The organism is bacterium (assembly GCA_017744355.1).
Classification (GTDB): Bacteria; Cyanobacteriota; Sericytochromatia; order S15B-MN24; family UBA4093; genus JAGIBK01.
On sequence record JAGIBK010000001.1, the window covers coordinates 609,631 to 626,776 of the forward strand.

The window sequence follows — 17,146 nt, forward strand, 5'->3', positions numbered from 1 at the left end:
TGCGTTTCGGACGTGAGGAGAGGAGGCCGCGATGCGCCTGCTGGGGCCCGTGCTTTTGCTGGTTCTTGTCCTAGCGGGGAGCTGCACCTCTGCTCCTGCCGGGGGCGGGGGCGGGCCGAAACCCACCCCAACGCCCAGCGCGGCGCCGACAGGCAGCGAGCAACCCGCAGCCAATGCCGTGACGGTGACGGTCCGCAACTTCGCGTTCCAGCCCGCGACGGTCGAGATCCCACGCGGCGGCACGGTGACCTGGCGCTTCGAGGACGCGGTGGCTCACAACGCCAAGTCCGTCGAGGGCTCGGCCTTTGCCTGGGACTCGGGGTTGCACCGCAACGGTGAGACGTTTACCCAGCGCTTCGACAATGCGGGAACCTTCGAGTACCTCTGCACGCCCCACCCCAACATGCGCGCCAAGGTGGTCGTTCGCTGAGCCCCCCTTCGTCTTGACCGGCCGATTGGTGCGCGCCATCATGAGGGCATGACGCGTATTGCCTTGATTACCGGTGCGTCCCGCGGTCTGGGACGGGCGCTTTCGCACGCGCTCGCAGCCAAGGGGTGGGTCCTCGTCTTGACCGCTCGCGGCGCAGAGGCGCTTCAGGAGGTGTGCGACGATCTCGCGGATAAGACCTGGGTGCAAGGAATCCCGGGCGACGTGGCCGATCCTCTGCACCGCGCGCGCCTCGCGGAGGCCGTTCGGTCCCTGGGCGGCCTGGATTTGCTGGTCAACAACGCCGCGATCCTCGGCCCGAGCCCCCGGCCCCAGCTCCTGGACTTCCCCCTCGACGAGCTGGAGCGCGTTTGCCGCATCAACGCCCTGGCGCCTCTTGCCATGGTTCAGGACCTTCGTGACCTGCTCAGGCCGGGGGCTTGCGTGGTCAACGTAAGCAGTGATGCGGCTCCCGATTGCTACGAAGGCTGGGGCGGATACGGGGCGAGTAAGGCCATGCTCGATCACCTCTCGGGCACTCTCGCCCTCGAGAACCCCCAGTGGCGGATTTACTGGGTCGATCCGGGCGAGATGCGCACCCAGCTCTTCCAGGAGTCGTGCCCCGGCGAGAACCTCAACTACCTGCATCCGCCGGAGGTCAGCGTGCCCGCCTTTCTCGACCTGATCGAGGGCCACAAGCCGAGCGGCCGCTACTTCGCCCAGGACGCGGAAGCGCTGTATCCCAGCCTCTAAGAGGGCTTGCGCCTTTCGTCGCGTTGACAACCGCGCTCGACTTCTTTATCCTGTCTTAACGTTTAGGTCGCCTGGCTAGGGGAAATCCGGTGAGAATCCGGTGCTGTCCCGCAACGGTAAGCGAGTTCGTCTCGTAAGCCCGATCGCCTACCAGGATTGACGCGTGTCCCAGCTCTTCGAGGCAAAAGAGTGGCATGCATGCGGGCGATCCTCTGTCCCCGCCATGCTCCTTCCACGCCTCGCGGTACGGACCGCGGCTCACGCGTGAGGAGCACCCATGCCCAACCACAACCCCATCACTCCCGATCGGTCAGCGCCGATCCGGATCGTCGAGACCGTCTTTCCCGGCGCCACGAACCACTACGGCACCATGTTCGGGGGCAAGGTCCTCGAACTCATGGACCGTGCCGCCTTCCTGGCCGCTTCCCGCTTCGCGCAGCAGGCCATGGTGACGGCCTCCACCGAGCGCATCGACTTTCACCACCCGATCAAGCACGGCCACATGGTCGAGGCGATCGCGCACGTGGTCCACACCGGCCGTACCTCGCTGACCGTACGGGTCAGCCTCTACGCCGAGGACCCGCTCCGCGCGACCCGTGAGCATGCGACGGATGGTTACTTCCACATGGTCGCGGTGGACGCCGACGGCAAGCCGACCTCGGTGCCGACGCTCGTCGCCGAGACCCCCGAGGCGAAGGCCGAGTGGGAGTTCGTCGCCCATCTGAAGGCGAGCCGCCTGCGGAGGGCCCATGCCTAGCGCTATGACCCTCGAAGGCCTTTCGCGGGTGCTCACGCCTGACGGCAGCACCCCCTACGACGCCTGGTCCCTGAATCCCGCTTCCGAACTCGAACCGAGCGAGATCCTCCTCGACGTGGAGCGCCTGAATCTCGACGCCACCAGCTTCCGCGACCTGTGGGAGCGTCACGGGGGCGACCAGGATGAGGTGGCGGCCGAGGTGCTCGCCATCGTGGCCGAGCGCGGCAAGATGCACAACCCTCGCACCGGCTCGGGTGGGGTGATGATGGGGCGCGTGGCCCAAATCGGAGGCGATCGCCTCGGCGAGATCGCCCTGGGCGAGCCCGTGGTGACGCTTGTCTCCAACACCGTGGTGCCGCTTTCCCTCTCGGCGGTCCGAGGCATGGACGCCAACACCCACCAGCTCGCGGTCGAAGGCCGCGCGATCCTCTCGCCGGCCGCACGCTACGCGCGGATCCCGGCCGACCTACCCTTGCCACTCGCGCTCGGCGTCTTCGATGTGTGTGGGGTCGTGCCCCAGACCCGACGGCTCGCAAAGCCCGGCGCGCGGGTGCTCGTCATCGGGGCCGCCGGAAAGGCCGGCTTGCTTGCCACCTATGCGGCCGCCGAGGCGGTGGGCCCCGAGGGCCAAGTCGTCGCGGTGGTTCCCTTGAGGCACGAGCTGTCGCGCCTCAAGGACCTGCCGGAGTGGGTGACACCGGTGCTCGCCGACGCCACCCGCGCCCCCGAGCTGAGCCGCGCGGTGCTCGAAGCTTCCGGCGGCGACCTGATGGACGGGGTGATCGACTGCGCGAGCGCCCGGGGCACCGAGGTGGGGGCGGTGGCGTGCTGCCGGGAGGGCGGCGAGATTTACTACTTCAACATGGCGACCTCGTTCCAGGCGGCAGCGCTCGGCGCCGAGGCGGTGGGGCGCGACGTGCGGATGCTCGTCGGGTTCGGCCTCCTGCCGTCGGCGCCCGAGGAGGCACTTGCGCTGGTGCGCGAGCAGCCCGTCCTGCGCGAGCGCCTGGAAGCCATGACAGGTTCCTAGACAACTGAAAGGATGAGCGCATGCAGGTAATCAAGCGGGACGGCACGAAGGAAGACGTCCAGTTCGACAAGATCCTCCGCGCGGCCACTCGGGCCTGCGAAGGATTGAGGGGGGTGGACCCCATCGAGATCGCGAAGCAGACCATCGCCGGGCTGCACGAGGGGAGCACCACCCGCGAGCTGGACGAGCGGTCCATCGCAACAGCCGTCATGCTGGTGACCGAGGAGCCCGACTACTCGCGCGTCGCTGCGCGCCTGCTCTCGGCCTACGTGGCCGAGGAGGTCGGCTGCGATCGCACCTTCGGGGCGTACCTGCGCGAGGCCGAATTTCTAGGCCTGCTCGATCCGGCGGTTCGTGCGCTCGCCGAGTCGGCCCTCGCGGCGATCGAAGCGGCCTTGGACCACGGGCGCGACGGCCACTTCGAGTACTTCGGCCTCAAGACGGTCTACGACCGCTACCTGCTGCGCCATCCCCGCTCCCGCCAGGTCATCGAACGGCCCCAGTGGATGTTCATGCGCGTGGCGCTCGGCCTCTCCGAAACGGTCGAAGAGGCGATCGCCTTCTACGACATCGTCAGCGCCTTCCGGTACATGCCGGCGTCGCCGACCCTCTTCAACTCGGGCACCCGCCACCCGCAGATGTCCTCGTGCTACCTGCTGACGGTGGGCGACGACTCGCTGGAGGGGATCTACAAGGCTTACGCCGATTGCGCCCGCCTCTCCAAGTGGTCGGGTGGGATCGGCATCGACTGGACTCCCGTGCGCGGCTCGGGGGCGCTCATCAAGGGCAACAACGGGGTGAGCAGCGGCCTGGTGCCGTTCCTCAAGGTGCTCGATTCGTCGGTGCATGCGGTGAATCAGGGGGGCAAGCGCAAGGGCGCGGCGGCCATCTACGTGCAGCCCTGGCACCCGGACATCGAGGCCTTCCTCGAACTGCGAAACAACACCGGCGCCGAGGAGCGGCGCACTCACCACCTCAACCTGGCTCTCTGGATTCCCGATCTCTTCATGCGTCGGGTCGAAGCAGACGGCGACTGGAGCCTGTTCTGCCCCTCGGAGCACCCCGAGCTGGTCGATCTGTGGGGCGAGGCCTTCGAGGCCCGCTACACCCAGCTCGAAGCCGATGGCTATGCCCGCAAGACCCTGAGCGCCCGCGCCCTCTACGGCCGCATGATCCAGACCCTCGCCGAGACGGGCAACGGCTGGATGTGCTTCAAGGACACCGCCAACGCACGCTCGGCCCAGACCCTGCTGCCGACGAACGTGATTCACTCGAGCAACCTCTGCACCGAGATCCTGGAGGTCACGAGTGGGGCCGAGACCGCTGTGTGCAACCTGGGCTCGGTGAACCTCGCCGCATGCGTCACCAAGGACGGCCGGGTGGACTGGGACGGCTTGCGCGAGGTCGTGCGCCTCGCCGTGCGCTTCCTCGATCGCGTCGTGGACCGCAACTTCTACCCCACCCCCGAGGCGGCGGCCTCCAATCAGCGCTGGCGGCCGGTGGGCCTGGGCCTGATGGGCCTCCAGGACCTGTTCTTCAAGCTGCGTCTGCCCTTCGAGTCGGATGAGGCGCGCCAGCTCTCGAACCGCCTCTCGGAGGTCATCTACTTCGAGGCCCTCTCGGCGAGCGCGGGCGATCGCTTCCCCGCCTTCGAAGAGTCGCGCTACGCCCAGGGCCAGCTCCAGTTCGACCTGGCGAAGGAAGCAGGACAACCCGTGCCCGCCCTGCACGAGGACTGGGAGGCCCTGCGCGCGCGCATCCAGCGCGACGGGGTGCGCAACAGCCTGCTGGTTGCGATCGCGCCGACCGCGACCATCGGGTCCATCGTCGGCAGCTACGAGTGCATCGAACCCCAGGTCTCCAACCTCTTCAAGCGCGAGACGCTCTCGGGCGAGTTCCTGCAAATCAACCGCTACCTGGTGCGTGACCTCCAGGCCCGGGGCCTCTGGACCAGCGCGGTGCGCGCCCAGCTCGTGTCGAGCGAAGGCTCGATCCAGAACATCCCCGAGATCCCGGAGGACCTCAAGGCTCTGTACAAGACCGCCTGGGAGATCTCGCAGAAGGCGCTCATCGACATGGCGGCCGAGCGCTCGGCCTTCATCTGCCAATCCCAGTCCCTGAACCTGTTCCAGGAAGAGCCCACCCTGGGCAAGCTCTCCAGCATGTACATGTACGCCTGGAAGCGCGGCCTCAAGAGCACCTACTACCTGCGCAGCCGCGCCAAGACCCGCATCCGCAAGACCACCGTCGAAGCCGTCGTCGACTCGGCGGCGATCGCCTGCTCTCTCGAAAACCCTGAATCCTGCGAGGCCTGTCAATAATGCTGCTCGACCCTCATCTGGAGCTGACGCTCCGTCCCATGCGCTATCCCCAGTTCTTCCAGCTGTACCGGGATTCGCTCAAGAACATCTGGACCACCGACGAGATCGACTTCTCGGTGGACATCGCCCACCTCAGGGACCGCATCAGTCCCCAGGAGGCGCATCTCATCAAGCGCCTGGTGGCCTTCTTCGCCACCGCCGACAACATCGTGGCGCACAACCTGGTCCTCAACCTCTACAAGCACGTCAACTCGCCGGAGTTCCGGATGTTTCTCGGCAAGCAACTCTTCGACGAGATGCTGCACGTGGAGACCTACCTGCTCCTGGTCGATACCTACCTGCCGGATCCGGACGAGCGGGCCGAGGCCTTCACCGCCTACCAGAACATCCCGAGCGTCAAGCTCAAGGCGGACTTCGCCTTCCGCTACATGGACGCCATCGAGGATCTGGACAAGCTCGACACCGACGAGAAGCGCCAGCAGTTCGTCCTGAACCTCATCTGCTTCGCGGCCTGCATCGAGGGGCTGTTCTTCTTCGGGTCCTTCGCCTACGTCTACTTCCTGCGCAGCAAGGGCTTGCTGCCTGGTCTTGCGACGGCGACCAACTGGGTCTTCCGGGACGAGAGCATGCACATCACCGCCGCCATGAAGGCGCTCGAAGCCATCCGTCTCGAGTACCCGCACCTCTTCGGGCCGGAGCTCGAAGGACTGATCCACCGCATGCTGGACGAAGCCATCGCGGTCGAGCTCCAGTTCTGCGAGGATGCCCTCCAGTTCGGCATCACCGGCTTGACCAAGGGTCAGATGACCCAGTACCTCCAGCACTGCGCGGACCTGCGCCTGCAGGAGATGGGCTTCACACCGCGCTACCGGGTCTCGAACCCCTTCCCCTTCATGGCGCTGCAGGACGTCCAGCCCCTGACCAACTTCTTCGAGAAGCGCGTCACGGAGTACCAGAAGGGCTTCGACCTCAAGATCGAAAAGATCAGCTTCGAGGAAGCGTTCTAGATGAAAAGGCGCCCCCCACGATAACGTGGGGGGCGCCTTTTTTCTGGTAAAGGGGACGCGCTAGGCGAGCCCCAGAGCTGCGCGCGCCTCTTGGGCCACTTGCAGTGCCGTCTGGGGGCTGGTGTGGCTTTCCCAGATGAGCCGGTTCTTCAAGAGGGCGAAGGCGAAGCCGGTCTCGGGATCCGCGAAGCCGATGCTGCCCCCGGCACCCGGATGCCCGAAGGCCCGCCGCCGCTCGCTCATCGGTGAGCCCGAGGTGCCGAGGAAGTAGCCGAGCGCCTTGGGGATGGTCTCGTCCAGCACCGGGTCAAGGGCGTCGAACTGGAGCGCGGTGGCCGCCGCCATGCGCTCGGGGGTGAACAGGCGCACGCCATCCACCTCGCCGATCAAGGACGCGTACATCTTGGCCAGGGCCCGCGCCGTCATGACGCCGCCTGCAGCCGGGATCGAGGCCTGACGAACGTCCGGGCGGTTGTAGACCTTGGGCGACGGAGTCACCGCGATGGGAATTGCCTTGAGGATCAGGGCGTCCACCGACATGGCCTTCTTGCGGATGGGACCGCTCTCAAGGATGGCGACCTCGCCGTCACGCTCGGCGGGTACTCCGAAGTACAGGCGCTCGAGGCCCAGAGGGGCGGCGATTTCCTCTTGGACGAAATGCCCGAGAAGGCGACCGTCCACGCGGCGCAGCACCTCGCCGAGAATCCAGCCGAAGGTCATGGCGTGGTAGCCCGACTGAGTCCCCGGCGTCCAGAGCGGCGCGTAGGAGGCGATCGCCTCGCAGATCCGGTCCCAGTCGCCCAGGCTCTCGGGGGTGATCCAGCCCGGCATCTGGGGGATGCCCGCCGAGTGCGAGAGGACCTGTCGCAGGGTCACGTCCCCCTTGCCGTTGGCGGCGAACTGCGGCCAGAACTTCGCGATGCGGTCATCGTACGAGAGGCCGGCCTCCTCCACCATGAGGTGGATCGCCGTGGCGGTGACGCCCTTGCTCGCCGAGAACGCCAGAAACAGGGTGTCCGGGGTGACTTCGCGGCCGGTAGCGGCATCCGCCACGCCCGAGGTGGCATCGATCACGAGCTCGCCGTTCAGGTAGGCCGCCACCTGCAACCCGCGCTCCGCGCCGCTCTCGGTCAGGCGATCGAGTAGGCTCTGGACCCGTGCCTGTGCGTCGTTTCGAATTTCCAGCGAGAGCATGGGGACGTCATCCTTTCCGGGGAGCCGAGAGGTGGCCGCGATTCGCCGTTGCCACTTGTGATTTCATTTACTTTCTCTAGGATAGTCCCACACTGGGCGACTTTCCAGGCCTGGTTTCGAAAAGGAGGTCTCGATGGCGATGATGAACCTCACGAAAATCAATGCTTCGCGCTCAGAGCACGGCGCTCAGGGCCAGGCCCTGCTCGCAAAGGGCAACACGGTCGCCATGCGCCTCTGGCAGGACGAGCAGCCCGGCCTGGACAAGCCCATGAGCCGTCGCGACTACGAAACGGTCGGCTACGTCCTCAAGGGCAAGGCCGAGTTGCACATCGAAGAGCAGATGCTCGTGCTCGAACCGGGTGACTCCTGGGTCGTGCCCCGCGGCGCGGCGCACACCTACAAGATCCTCGAGACCTTCTCGGCCATCGAGGCCACCTCGCCGCCCGCCACCCAATGAAAAGAAAAGGGGAGGCGCATGCGCGCCTCCCCTCGACCTCGAAGGTGATGGTCCTACTGGGCCACGGTCTCGGCGACAGGCGCCTGCTGGAGCACCGCTTCGATCTCGAGCTCGAGCTTGATCTTCTCGCCGACCAGCACGCCGCCGGTCTCGAGGGCCGCGTTCCAGACCAGGCCGAAGTCCTTGCGGTTGATCTGGCCCGAGACGGTGAAGCCGGTGCGGGTGCCGCCCCAGGGATCCTTCGCCAGGCCGTGGTACTCGGCATCCAGGACGACCTCGTGGGTGACGCCGCGGATCGTCATATCGCCGATCACCTTGTACTCGTTGCCGCCCTTGGCCTCGATGCGCTTGCTCTGGAAGGTGATCTTGGGGTAGTTGGCCACGTCGAAGAAGTCGGCCGAGCGCAGGTGGTCGTCACGGCCGTTGTCGCGGGTGTCGATGCTCGCGACCTCGATTTCACCCGAGATCACCGACTTGGTGAGGTCCGACTCGTTGATGTCGAGCGAACCGCTGTAGGTCTTGAACTGGCCCTTCACCGTCGAGACCATCATGTGCTTCACGGAGAAGCCGACGTGGGAGTGGGAAGCATCGATCTGCCAAGGCATTCGGACATCCTTTCTGAAGCGGGACGAACCCGTTTTGATTACAATCTTAAACAATCGTTCAGCGAGCGACCGTTTGAATTAGAACTATGTGGAATGATAGTTCTAGTGCGGACCATCTGTCAAGAGGTGGAAGCAAGGGCTCTCATGTGCGACAATATTCGAACGTAAGCCCAGATTCGGTTTCATAGTGGCGCGAAATCACCGTGAAACCATCAGCAAAGGGAGCGAAGACAAAGTGGTCATGGAAAAGCTGGCGACGTTGCCCCCTAAGACGACCAACAAAAAGTTGCTCGCTTGGGTCGAAAAGATGGTCGCCCTTTGCAAGCCCGATGCCGTCCACTGGTGCGACGGCTCGCAAGAAGAGTACGACACCCTGTGCGACCAGATGGTCACCGCAGGTACCTATATCCGCCTCAACCCCGAGAAGCGCCCCGGTAGCTTCCTCGCGCGCTCTGACCAGAACGACGTCGCGCGCGTCGAGGACCGCACCTTCATCTGCAGCCGCCGCAAGGAGGATGCCGGCCCCACCAACAACTGGGTGGACCCCGACCAGATGAAGGAGACCCTCAACGGTCTGTTCGACGGCTGCATGCGCGGTCGCACCATGTACGTGGTGCCCTTCAGCATGGGCCCCATCGGCTCGCACATCGCCCAGATCGGCGTTGAGCTGACCGACTCGCCCAACGTCGTCACCAACATGCGCATCATGACCCGCATGGGTCAGAAGGTGCTCGACGTCCTCGGCGACGGCGACTTCGTGCCCTGCATGCACTCGGTCGGCGCCCCGCTGGCCCCCGGCCAGAAGGACGTGGCCTGGCCCTGCAACAAGGACAACAAGTACATCGTGCACTTCCCCGAAGAGCACGCGATCTGGTCCTTCGGCAGCGGCTACGGCGGCAACGCCCTGTTGGGCAAGAAGTGCTTCGCGCTGCGCATCGCCTCGGCCATGGGCCGCGACCAGGGCTGGATGGCCGAGCACATGCTCATCCTCGGCGTCGAAGACCCCAAGGGCGAGAAGACCTACGTGGCGGCCGCGTTCCCCAGCGCCTGCGGCAAGACCAACTTCGCCATGCTGATCCCCCCGGCCGCTTTCGAGGGCTGGAAGGTCACCACCATCGGCGACGACATCGCCTGGCTCAAGCCCGGCGCTGACGGCCGCCTGCACGCCATCAACCCCGAGAACGGGTACTTCGGCGTGGCCCCCGGCACCTCGTACAGCTCCAACCCCAACGCCATGGAGTCGATCAAGCGCGACACCATCTTCACCAACGTGGCCCTCACGCCCGACGGTGACGTGTGGTGGGAAGGCATGACCGATACCGCGCCTGCCAAGCTCATCGACTGGACCGGCCAGGAGTGGACCCCGGACTGCGGCCGCAAGGCGGCGCACCCCAACGCCCGCTTCACCGCCCCTGCCTACCAGAACCCGACGATCGATCCCGACTGGGAGAACCCGAGCGGCGTGCCCATCAGCGCGTTCATCTTCGGCGGCCGTCGCACCACGACCGTGCCTCTGGTCTTCCAGGCGTTCAACTGGTCGCACGGCGTCTACCTGGGCGCGACCATGGGCTCCGAGACGACCGCGGCCGCGGCCGGCAAGATCGGCACCGTCCGTCGCGACCCCATGGCGATGCTGCCCTTCTGCGGCTACCACATGGCCGACTACTTCAACCACTGGCTGAAGATGGGCCGCGAGAACCCCAACCCCCCGCGCATCTTCCACGTCAACTGGTTCCGCAAGGGCGCCAACGGCGAGTTCCTGTGGCCCGGCTTCGGCGACAACATGCGCGTCCTCAAGTGGATCGTCGAGCGCGTCCACGGCTCGGCCTACGCGGTCGAAAGCCCGCTGGGCTGGATGCCCCGCTACGAGGACATCGACTGGAAGGGCATGGCCAACTTCGACTTCGGCAAGTTCGACGAGCTGATGGCCATCGACCGCGAAGCCTGGAAGCAGGAGAGCCTCATGCACGAGGAGTTCTTCTTCGGCCTCTTGGACAAGCTCCCCAAGGAGTTCGTCTACGAGCGTGGTCTCTTGGTGTCCCGTCTCTGGCGCTCGCCCGAGGAGTGGCACCTGGCCCCCGAAATCCAGGAATAAGTTCGATCCTGTGATCGCGTGACGAATGGCGCAGCCGCCAGCAAGGGGCTGCGCCATTCGCGCGTCATCTTTCCAAGGAGGCACCGGTATGGCACAAGAAGCGTCCTTCGCGCGCGATCTCGGCTACCTGGACAAGTTTCTCACCAACCTCAAGACCCACGCCGGGTCCCTGGCCGAGCCGCAGCGCGGCGAGCTGGTCAAACTCCTCGACGAGGAGGTCCAGCGCTGGGATCGGATCAAGGCCCTCTTGAGCGGCGTGGCCGTCGCGCCCCAAGAGACGGCCAGCGCGTCGGCGCCGGCCGTAAAAACAGCCCCTGCCCAGGCGGAACGCGCAGGCAAGGGCTGGACCGTCGGGAGCCTGATGCCGAAGGCTTAGAAGGCGCCGAGGTACTGACGGTACAACTGGGAAATCATGCGGGCCATCTCCGATTCGGAGAGGGCCCATTCCAGTACTTCGGGGCCGCGATCGCCGTCCAGCCGACAGGCGCCGCCGTCGACCAGGCTCTCGATCTTCTCCTGCGCTTCGTCGTCGCTGATTTCGGAGGACGAGAAGTCGTCGCGGATCTCGGTGAACTTGTCCGAGCGCGAGATCTGGTAGGCCAGATCGTCCAGGTCGGTCTCGTAGGTGCGGGTTACGCGAGGCATTTAGGTTCCTCCGCCGGAGCGGCGTGCGGTCGCCTCGGCCTTCCAGTAAAGCGTTCCCCAAGGCACTTCGTCGGAGAACTCGGTGGTGGAGCTATCGAGCGAAAGGGTGAGCTGCGCGTTGCGGTAGGGCATCTGGGCGCTGCGGCGGCCCGAGGCCATCACGGTCTTGCGCATGGTGCGCAGGGTGGTCATGACCTGCTTGAGCTCTTCCGGATGACCGGCGAACTCGCTCATGAAGCGGGTGAGGATGGCGAGGGCAAACTCATCGCTGGTGTCGTTGGGCAGGGCCACCTCGACCTTCTGGTGCGTGACGCGGCCCTGGTCGTAGTACACCCGCACGATGGTGCCGAGCGAGCCGACCCGGCCGGTGTACAGCACGCCGCCATCGGCCGAGTCGGGGATAATTTTCCATTGTGACTTCGGCACCCGCTTCAAGAAGCGCTCGAACGAGGCACGGCTGCCGCCCAGGGCGGCTTCGGCCGGTTGCGGAGTCGCGGCGAAAAGGGTGATCAATCCAAGCAGCAATAGGCGACGCACGTCTACTCCCTTCCTAACCCGGAGAATCATACACCACCTTGGCCTCAGGCTCAAAGGCGCCGATGATTCAGCGGGTCAGCTGCGGGAGCAGGGGTTCGAGGACGTCGAGGACGGCCGGGTCGAAGTTGCCGCTGGCGCGCATCTCGGCGAGCGCCTCGTAGGGCCCGTATGCGGGTCGGTAGGGCTTGGGGGTGGTCATGCCCTCGAAGGCCTCCGCCACGGCGAGGATGCGCGCGAGCAGCGGGATCTCCTCACCGGCGAGCCCGTCGGGGTAGCCGGTGCCGTTCCAGTGCTCGTGGTGGTGGCGCACGATGGGGACCACCGCCTTGAGCGAGGTGATCGAGCCGATGAGGCGCGCGCCGATCTCGGGGTGGCTCTCGACGAGGGTGCGCTCTTGGGGGGTGAGGCGCCCCGGCTTGGCGAGGATGGCTTCGGGGAAGGCAATCTTGCCCAGGTCATGCAGGTAGGCGGCCTGGTGCAGCACGGCGAGATCGTCGGCCCCGAGGCCGAGGCCCTCACCCATGGCCGTCGCGCACCGGACCAGGTTCTCGGAGTGGCCCGTCGTGACGCCGTCCTTGGCCTCGAGGGCCTCGACCATGTCGACGATCGCCTGGAGGTAGGTGTCCTGGCGATCGTCCTGCACCTGGATCCGGGCGATCGCTGCGGCCATGCGGCCCGCGAAGCCCCGTCCCAGGCGCACCGCGGCCAGGCCGTAGGGGGCGTGGGCGAGGCAGAGCAGGACCCCCAGGCTTTCGCCGTGGTGGACCAGGGGGAAGAGCGCTGCTTGCTCGGCGCCGATCCGCTCGCAGAAGGCCGACAGGACCTCTGAGTCGAAGGGGGCGAGGGCCGTGAGGAGCTGGGGCTGCTGGGTGGCCATGGCCTCGGCCATAGGGCCCGAAGTGCTCGGGACGAGCCACTGGATGCGCTCGCCCTCGTCGAGGCCGCTTGCGGCGCGCAGCCGTAGCTGGCCGAGACCCGGCTGCGGCATGAAGAGCAGCACGGCCCCCGCCCCGAGCGCGTCGTGCGCGAGCCTGACGGCTTCGAGCAACAGCTCGTCGAGCTCGTAGGCGTCGGCGATGCGCTCTTCGAGGGCCTGGAGGGCGATCAGGTGCGCGTTGGTCTGCTGGTAGTAGGCGTGCCAGACCTGGGAGGCTTCGAGCTGGAGGGCGTGGGTGAACCGCTCGACCTCGGTGAGGACTTGGAGGCGCGCCTGAGGCGAGAAGGGAGCCTCTTGGACGTGCCGGTCGAGCGTCGTGCAGAGCGAGAGAATGAGGCTTTCGCTCTGGGTGAGGGTCATGCCCTGCTGGATCAGGTGCGTGATGGGGGCTTCGAAGCCGAGAGGGGACTGCAGGCCAAGATCGGCCCCCTCGGGCCGTGCGACGTGCTGGGCGAGGGTGTCGAGCAAGGCGACGAGACGCTCGCGCCAGGCATCGTGGACCTCTGGCGAGAGCGCGAGACCCTGGAGTTCGAGGCTGCTTTCCAGGCCCTGCATGAGCGGGGAAAGGGCCCCAGCGATCGTCTTCCTCCAGGCCTCAGGGTCGAGCGGAAGGCGTGAGCGGCCGCGGGCGCGGCGTTTGGCTTCGTCTTGCTCGTCCTGGCGGGGCAGCGCGAGGTGGAAGGTCTGCTCACCGTCCTGGCCGGCCGCGCAGATGCGATCGCGCCCGGTGCGCTTGGCCTCGTAGAGGGCTGCGTCCGCAAGCTCGATCATGGCCTCGGCGCTGGTCTCGGCCGCTAGGCGCGAGGCCACCCCGATCGAGACCGTCACCTGCACCGGCGTCTGGGATCGACCCCAGAAGGTGTGGCGCGCCACGTGCTTGCGAATTCGCTCGGCCACTTCGAGGGCCTGCTCCCGGTTGGTCTCGGGCAGGATGACGGCGAACTCCTCGCCGCCGTAGCGGGCCACCACGTCGGTCTCACGGACGCTGTCCTTGAGGATCTGGCCCATGGAGCGCAGGACCTGGTCGCCGAGCAGGTGGCCATGGGTGTCGTTGAACTGCTTGAAGTGGTCGACGTCGATCAGGATCAAGGCGATCGGGTAGCCGAAGCGCGGAGCGCGGCGGAACTCGTTGTCGAGCTGGCGCTGGAAGTACCGGCGGTTGTAGACCCCGGTCAGTCCGTCGGTGATGGCGAGCTGCTGGGTGGTCTGGTAGAGCTGGGCGTTCTGGATGGCGATCGCCGCGTGGCTCGCGATGAGCGTGAGCAGGCGCTCGCTACGTTCATCGAAGGCGCGGGTCTCATGGTTGAAGAGGGCGATGACCCCGAGGCGCTTGTCCTCGGCCAGGATCGGAGCCAGAAGTGCGGAGCGGAAGGCCGTCAGGTGCGCTTCGCTGCCGAGCAAGGGGCCGGTGAGCGCATCGAGACGCACGACCGTCGTGCCTTCGGCCGCCTGGCCGATGATCCCCTGGCCCAGCTGGGCGTCGGGGGTCTTCTCGGCATTGCCCGGCTGGGTGCGCTGGCGGACCAGGCGATGGCTCGCTCCGTCCAAGAGGTAGATCAAGCATGCGTCATGGGGAACCGCGCGCTTGATCTCGTTGGCGATGAGCGGCAGGCTCTCGCCCAGGTCGATCTGCGAGCTGATGCGCTGGGCGATCTGGTTGAGGATCGCAAGCTCCTGGTTGGCGACCTCGAGGGCGCGGCGGGATTGCCGGACCTTGAGGTAGAGGACCCACAGCACGGCGGTGATGAGCAGGGGGCCGACGAGGAAGGCGGCCCCCATGAGGCCCATGTGCTGGTACAGGACGACCATGGTGATCGAGAGCGGGCCCAAGAGCAGGCTCGCGAGCAATTCATACCGGTCGTCCTCCCAGAGGACCTGCCAGAGGGGGATCTGCTTCTCGAGGGCGATGTAGCCGTTGACCAGGGCGATGTTCACCGCGATCTGGGCGAGGGTGGCGGCGAAGAGGACCCCGAAGTTGAGCGGCGAGAGCAGATCCCGGCTCGCTGCGTACCCGCCCAGCACGAGCGCCAGGTGCGCTGCTCCGTAGGAGAGGGAGTACTGGGCGAGGTTGAAGGCCGCGAGGCTCCAGTGGCGGCGCTGGACGACGAGGTTGGAGGCCACCGCGATGAGGGCGAGCACCACGATGGTCGGGAAGAGGCCCTGCATCAAGAGCGAGGCGAAGAGGAAGGCGAAGCTCGCCGTCACCCGGCCGCCACGGGGCAGGGGAAAGCCCACGAGCTCGGTGGCGACGCCCAAGAGTGCGAATCCCCAGAACATGGGATGCGCAAGCTGCGCGTACTGCGCGCCGTCGGAGAGTACCCAGGCCGCGAGGCCGAGGCCGAGCGCGGTCACGGCGAAGAAGTAGGCTTTGCCGATCGTCCAGCGTTTCACGGGGACCTCCCATGCAAAGAAGCGCGTGGAATTAGAAATCTTAACATAGGCTCAGGCGGGGGTAAACGCCGAAAAATGCCCTCTTTCTTTTGACGTGGGGCCCCAAGGGGCGTTATCATGGACCTCCCCAACTTATTTAGGCCCCTAACGCTTGATGCTCAGGGCACTGAGGAGCATTTTTTGAACGAGAAAATCCGCAACGTCGCGATCATTGCGCACGTCGACCACGGCAAGACCACGCTGGTGGACGGCCTGCTGCGCCAGGGTGGCGTCTTCAAGTCGCACGAAACCGTGGTGGACTGTGTCATGGACTCCGGAGACCTGGAGCGCGAGCGCGGCATCACCATCTTGGCCAAGAACACCGCCGTCGAGTTCGAAGGCTACAAGATCAACATCCTCGACACCCCCGGCCACGCCGACTTCGGCGGCGAGGTGGAGCGCGTCCTCGGCATGGTGGATGGCTGCCTGCTGATCGTGGACGCCTTCGAGGGGCCCATGCCCCAGACCCGCTTCGTGCTGCGCAAGGCGCTCGAGCAGGGCTTGAAGCCCATCGTCGTCATCAACAAGATCGACCGCCCGGGTGCGCGTCCGCTCGAAGTCATCGACCTGGTGCTCGACCTCTTCATCGACCTGGGCGCCGACGACGACCAGATCGAGTTCCCGGTCGTCTTCGCCTCGGGCATCAGCGGCTTCGCCAAGAACAAGCTCGAGGACGAGTCGGACACCCTGCGTCCCTTGTTCGAGGCCATCCTCAAGCACATCCCGGCTCCCCTGGGGGATGCGAGCAAGCCCCTCCAGCTCCAGGTGACCACCCTGGACTACTCGGAGTACCTGGGCCGCATCATCGTGGGCCGCGTCCACAACGGCGTGATTCACGCCGCCGAGCAGTGCGTCCTCTTGCGCGCCGACGGCACCGTGACCAAGGGCAAGATCTCCAAGCTCTTCACCTTCAGCGGCCTCAAGCGCGTCGAGGTCGAGCAGGCCTCGGCGGGCGACATCGTCGCGATCGCGGGCTTCCCCGATGCCAACATCGGCGAGACGGTGGCGGATGCGGCCAACCCCAACCCCCTGCCCCTGATCCGCGTCGACGAGCCCACCCTCCAGATGACCTTCTCGGTCAACGACAGCCCCTTCGCGGGTCGCGAGGGCAAGTACGTCACCACCCGCCAGATCCGTGGGCGCCTCGACAAGGAGCTCGAGAGCAACGTCTCGCTGCGCGTCGATGAGACCGACACCACCGACGCCTTCCTGGTGAGCGGCCGCGGCGAACTGCACCTCGGCATCCTGGTCGAGACCATGCGCCGCGAGGGCTACGAGTTCCAGATCTCGAAGCCCAAGGTCATCTTCCGCGAAATCGACGGAGCGACCTACGAGCCCTTCGAGACCCTGGTGCTCGACGTGCCCGAATGGGCCGGCGGCGCCTGCATCCAGGCCATCGGCTCGCGCCGGGGCGAGATGCAGAAGATGGCCAACGAGAGCGGCCGCACCATCGTCGAGTTCCTGGTGCCCGCGCGTGGCCTGATCGGCTTCCGCAGCGAGTTCATCCGCATGACCAAGGGCGAGGGGATCATGAACCACTCGTTCTTCGACTACCAGCCCTTCGCCGGCGACATGGGTGCCCAGCGCAATGGCGTGCTGATCGCCCATGAGGAGGGCGAGGCCACCTACTACGCGATCCAGAACATGGAGGACCGCGGCGCCTTCTTCATCAAGCCCCAGACCAAGGTCTACAGCGGCATGATCGTCGGCGAGCACAACCGCCCCACCGACCTCGAGATCAACGTGTGCAAGGCCAAGAAGGTCACGAACATGCGCTCGGCGGGCGGCGAAGAGCTGGTGCGCCTCACCCCGCCTATCGAGATGAGCCTCGAGCGGGCGATGGAGTACATCGCGGACGACGAGCTGGTGGAGATCACGCCCCAGTCGGTCCGCCTGCGCAAGATGAAGCTCAAGCGCTAGGTCTTCCTGGTCATGCAGGCCCCGATCCCCT

Annotated in this window: 15 protein-coding genes and 1 riboswitch; of the genes, 10 read left to right on the forward strand and 5 right to left on the reverse strand. The window is 66.1% G+C overall.

The genetic code is table 11. The features are described from left to right. Nucleotides 1–31 precede the first annotated feature (31 nt). The 6 genes from J7643_02955 (at nucleotide 32) to J7643_02980 (ending at nucleotide 6,295) form a co-directional block, all read left to right on the forward strand. Entirely contained in the window at nucleotides 32–430 is a 399-nt protein-coding gene (locus J7643_02955; protein MBO9539530.1) for a cupredoxin domain-containing protein, read from the forward strand. Between the two features lie 48 nt (nucleotides 431–478). Beyond that, nucleotides 479–1,180 (forward strand): SDR family oxidoreductase, encoded by a 702-nt coding sequence (locus tag J7643_02960; GenBank protein MBO9539531.1) that lies wholly within the window; start codon nucleotides 479–481, stop codon nucleotides 1,178–1,180. A 47-nt stretch (nucleotides 1,181–1,227) separates the two neighbouring features. Further along, nucleotides 1,228–1,350: riboswitch (cobalamin riboswitch) on the forward strand. 107 nt (nucleotides 1,351–1,457) lie between these two features. Continuing rightward, nucleotides 1,458–1,937, forward strand: a complete 480-nt coding sequence (locus J7643_02965; protein MBO9539532.1) for an acyl-CoA thioesterase — start codon at nucleotides 1,458–1,460, stop codon at nucleotides 1,935–1,937. Further along, the gene (locus J7643_02970) at nucleotides 1,930–2,967 is read left to right on the forward strand and encodes an L-erythro-3,5-diaminohexanoate dehydrogenase (protein MBO9539533.1); all 1,038 of its coding nucleotides are present in this window, start codon (nucleotides 1,930–1,932) and stop codon (nucleotides 2,965–2,967) included. The genes J7643_02965 and J7643_02970 overlap by 8 nt, the downstream gene beginning before the upstream one ends. A 20-nt stretch (nucleotides 2,968–2,987) precedes the next feature. Beyond that, complete coding sequence (locus tag J7643_02975) at nucleotides 2,988–5,288, forward strand: ribonucleoside-diphosphate reductase subunit alpha (GenBank protein ID MBO9539534.1); 2,301 nt, start codon at nucleotides 2,988–2,990, stop codon at nucleotides 5,286–5,288. After that, nucleotides 5,288–6,295, forward strand: a complete 1,008-nt coding sequence (locus J7643_02980; protein MBO9539535.1) for a ribonucleotide-diphosphate reductase subunit beta — start codon at nucleotides 5,288–5,290, stop codon at nucleotides 6,293–6,295. Before J7643_02975 ends, J7643_02980 begins: the two co-directional genes overlap by 1 nt. Nucleotides 6,296–6,355: 60 nt before the next feature. On the opposite strand, the gene J7643_02985 is transcribed toward J7643_02980, so the two are convergent. Continuing rightward, a complete protein-coding gene (locus J7643_02985) occupies nucleotides 6,356–7,489 on the reverse strand; it encodes a beta-lactamase family protein (protein MBO9539536.1) in 1,134 nt (377 codons plus the stop codon). A gap of 133 nt (nucleotides 7,490–7,622) precedes the next feature. Here J7643_02985 and J7643_02990 point away from each other — a divergent pair, with 133 nt between their 5' ends. After that, nucleotides 7,623–7,946 (forward strand): cupin domain-containing protein, encoded by a 324-nt coding sequence (locus J7643_02990; protein ID MBO9539537.1) that lies wholly within the window; start codon nucleotides 7,623–7,625, stop codon nucleotides 7,944–7,946. Nucleotides 7,947–7,999: 53 nt separating this feature from the next. On the opposite strand, the gene J7643_02995 is transcribed toward J7643_02990, so the two are convergent. Then, nucleotides 8,000–8,551 (reverse strand): polyisoprenoid-binding protein, encoded by a 552-nt coding sequence (locus J7643_02995; GenBank protein MBO9539538.1) that lies wholly within the window; start codon nucleotides 8,549–8,551, stop codon nucleotides 8,000–8,002. A 241-nt stretch (nucleotides 8,552–8,792) separates the two neighbouring features. Between J7643_02995 and J7643_03000 the strand changes: the two genes are divergently transcribed. After that, the gene (locus tag J7643_03000; protein MBO9539539.1) at nucleotides 8,793–10,646 is read left to right on the forward strand and encodes a phosphoenolpyruvate carboxykinase (GTP); all 1,854 of its coding nucleotides are present in this window, start codon (nucleotides 8,793–8,795) and stop codon (nucleotides 10,644–10,646) included. 88 nt (nucleotides 10,647–10,734) lie between these two features. Next, nucleotides 10,735–11,022: a hypothetical protein gene (locus tag J7643_03005; protein ID MBO9539540.1), complete on the forward strand. Its 288-nt coding sequence runs from the start codon at nucleotides 10,735–10,737 to the stop codon at nucleotides 11,020–11,022. Here the strand turns inward: J7643_03005 and J7643_03010 are convergent. The 3 genes from J7643_03010 to J7643_03020 form a co-directional block, all read right to left on the reverse strand. Continuing rightward, the gene (locus J7643_03010; protein MBO9539541.1) at nucleotides 11,019–11,291 is read right to left on the reverse strand and encodes a hypothetical protein; all 273 of its coding nucleotides are present in this window, start codon (nucleotides 11,289–11,291) and stop codon (nucleotides 11,019–11,021) included. The genes J7643_03005 and J7643_03010 overlap by 4 nt on opposite strands. Continuing rightward, entirely contained in the window at nucleotides 11,292–11,828 is a 537-nt protein-coding gene (locus J7643_03015) for a hypothetical protein (protein ID MBO9539542.1), read from the reverse strand. A gap of 67 nt (nucleotides 11,829–11,895) precedes the next feature. Next, nucleotides 11,896–15,156, reverse strand: coding sequence for a diguanylate cyclase (locus J7643_03020; protein MBO9539543.1), 3,261 nt, complete (start codon nucleotides 15,154–15,156; stop codon nucleotides 11,896–11,898). A 180-nt stretch (nucleotides 15,157–15,336) separates the two neighbouring features. Between J7643_03020 and typA the strand changes: the two genes are divergently transcribed. Continuing rightward, a complete protein-coding gene (typA, locus tag J7643_03025) occupies nucleotides 15,337–17,115 on the forward strand; it encodes a translational GTPase TypA (GenBank protein MBO9539544.1) in 1,779 nt (592 codons plus the stop codon). Nucleotides 17,116–17,146: the final 31 nt, after the last annotated feature.

Coding starts and splice junctions, on each gene's coding strand:
- J7643_02955 (MBO9539530.1), top strand. CDS start 32: ATGCGCCTGCTGGGGCCCGTGCTTTTGCTGGTTCTTGTCCTAGCGGGG.
- J7643_03005 (MBO9539540.1), top strand. CDS start 10,735: ATGGCACAAGAAGCGTCCTTCGCGCGCGATCTCGGCTACCTGGACAAG.
- J7643_02975 (MBO9539534.1), top strand. CDS start 2,988: ATGCAGGTAATCAAGCGGGACGGCACGAAGGAAGACGTCCAGTTCGAC.
- J7643_02985 (MBO9539536.1), bottom strand. CDS start 7,489: ATGCTCTCGCTGGAAATTCGAAACGACGCACAGGCACGGGTCCAGAGC.
- J7643_02960 (MBO9539531.1), top strand. CDS start 479: ATGACGCGTATTGCCTTGATTACCGGTGCGTCCCGCGGTCTGGGACGG.
- J7643_02970 (MBO9539533.1), top strand. CDS start 1,930: ATGCCTAGCGCTATGACCCTCGAAGGCCTTTCGCGGGTGCTCACGCCT.
- J7643_03010 (MBO9539541.1), bottom strand. CDS start 11,291: ATGCCTCGCGTAACCCGCACCTACGAGACCGACCTGGACGATCTGGCC.
- J7643_03000 (MBO9539539.1), top strand. CDS start 8,793: ATGGAAAAGCTGGCGACGTTGCCCCCTAAGACGACCAACAAAAAGTTG.
- J7643_02990 (MBO9539537.1), top strand. CDS start 7,623: ATGGCGATGATGAACCTCACGAAAATCAATGCTTCGCGCTCAGAGCAC.
- J7643_02965 (MBO9539532.1), top strand. CDS start 1,458: ATGCCCAACCACAACCCCATCACTCCCGATCGGTCAGCGCCGATCCGG.
- J7643_02980 (MBO9539535.1), top strand. CDS start 5,288: ATGCTGCTCGACCCTCATCTGGAGCTGACGCTCCGTCCCATGCGCTAT.
- J7643_02995 (MBO9539538.1), bottom strand. CDS start 8,551: ATGCCTTGGCAGATCGATGCTTCCCACTCCCACGTCGGCTTCTCCGTG.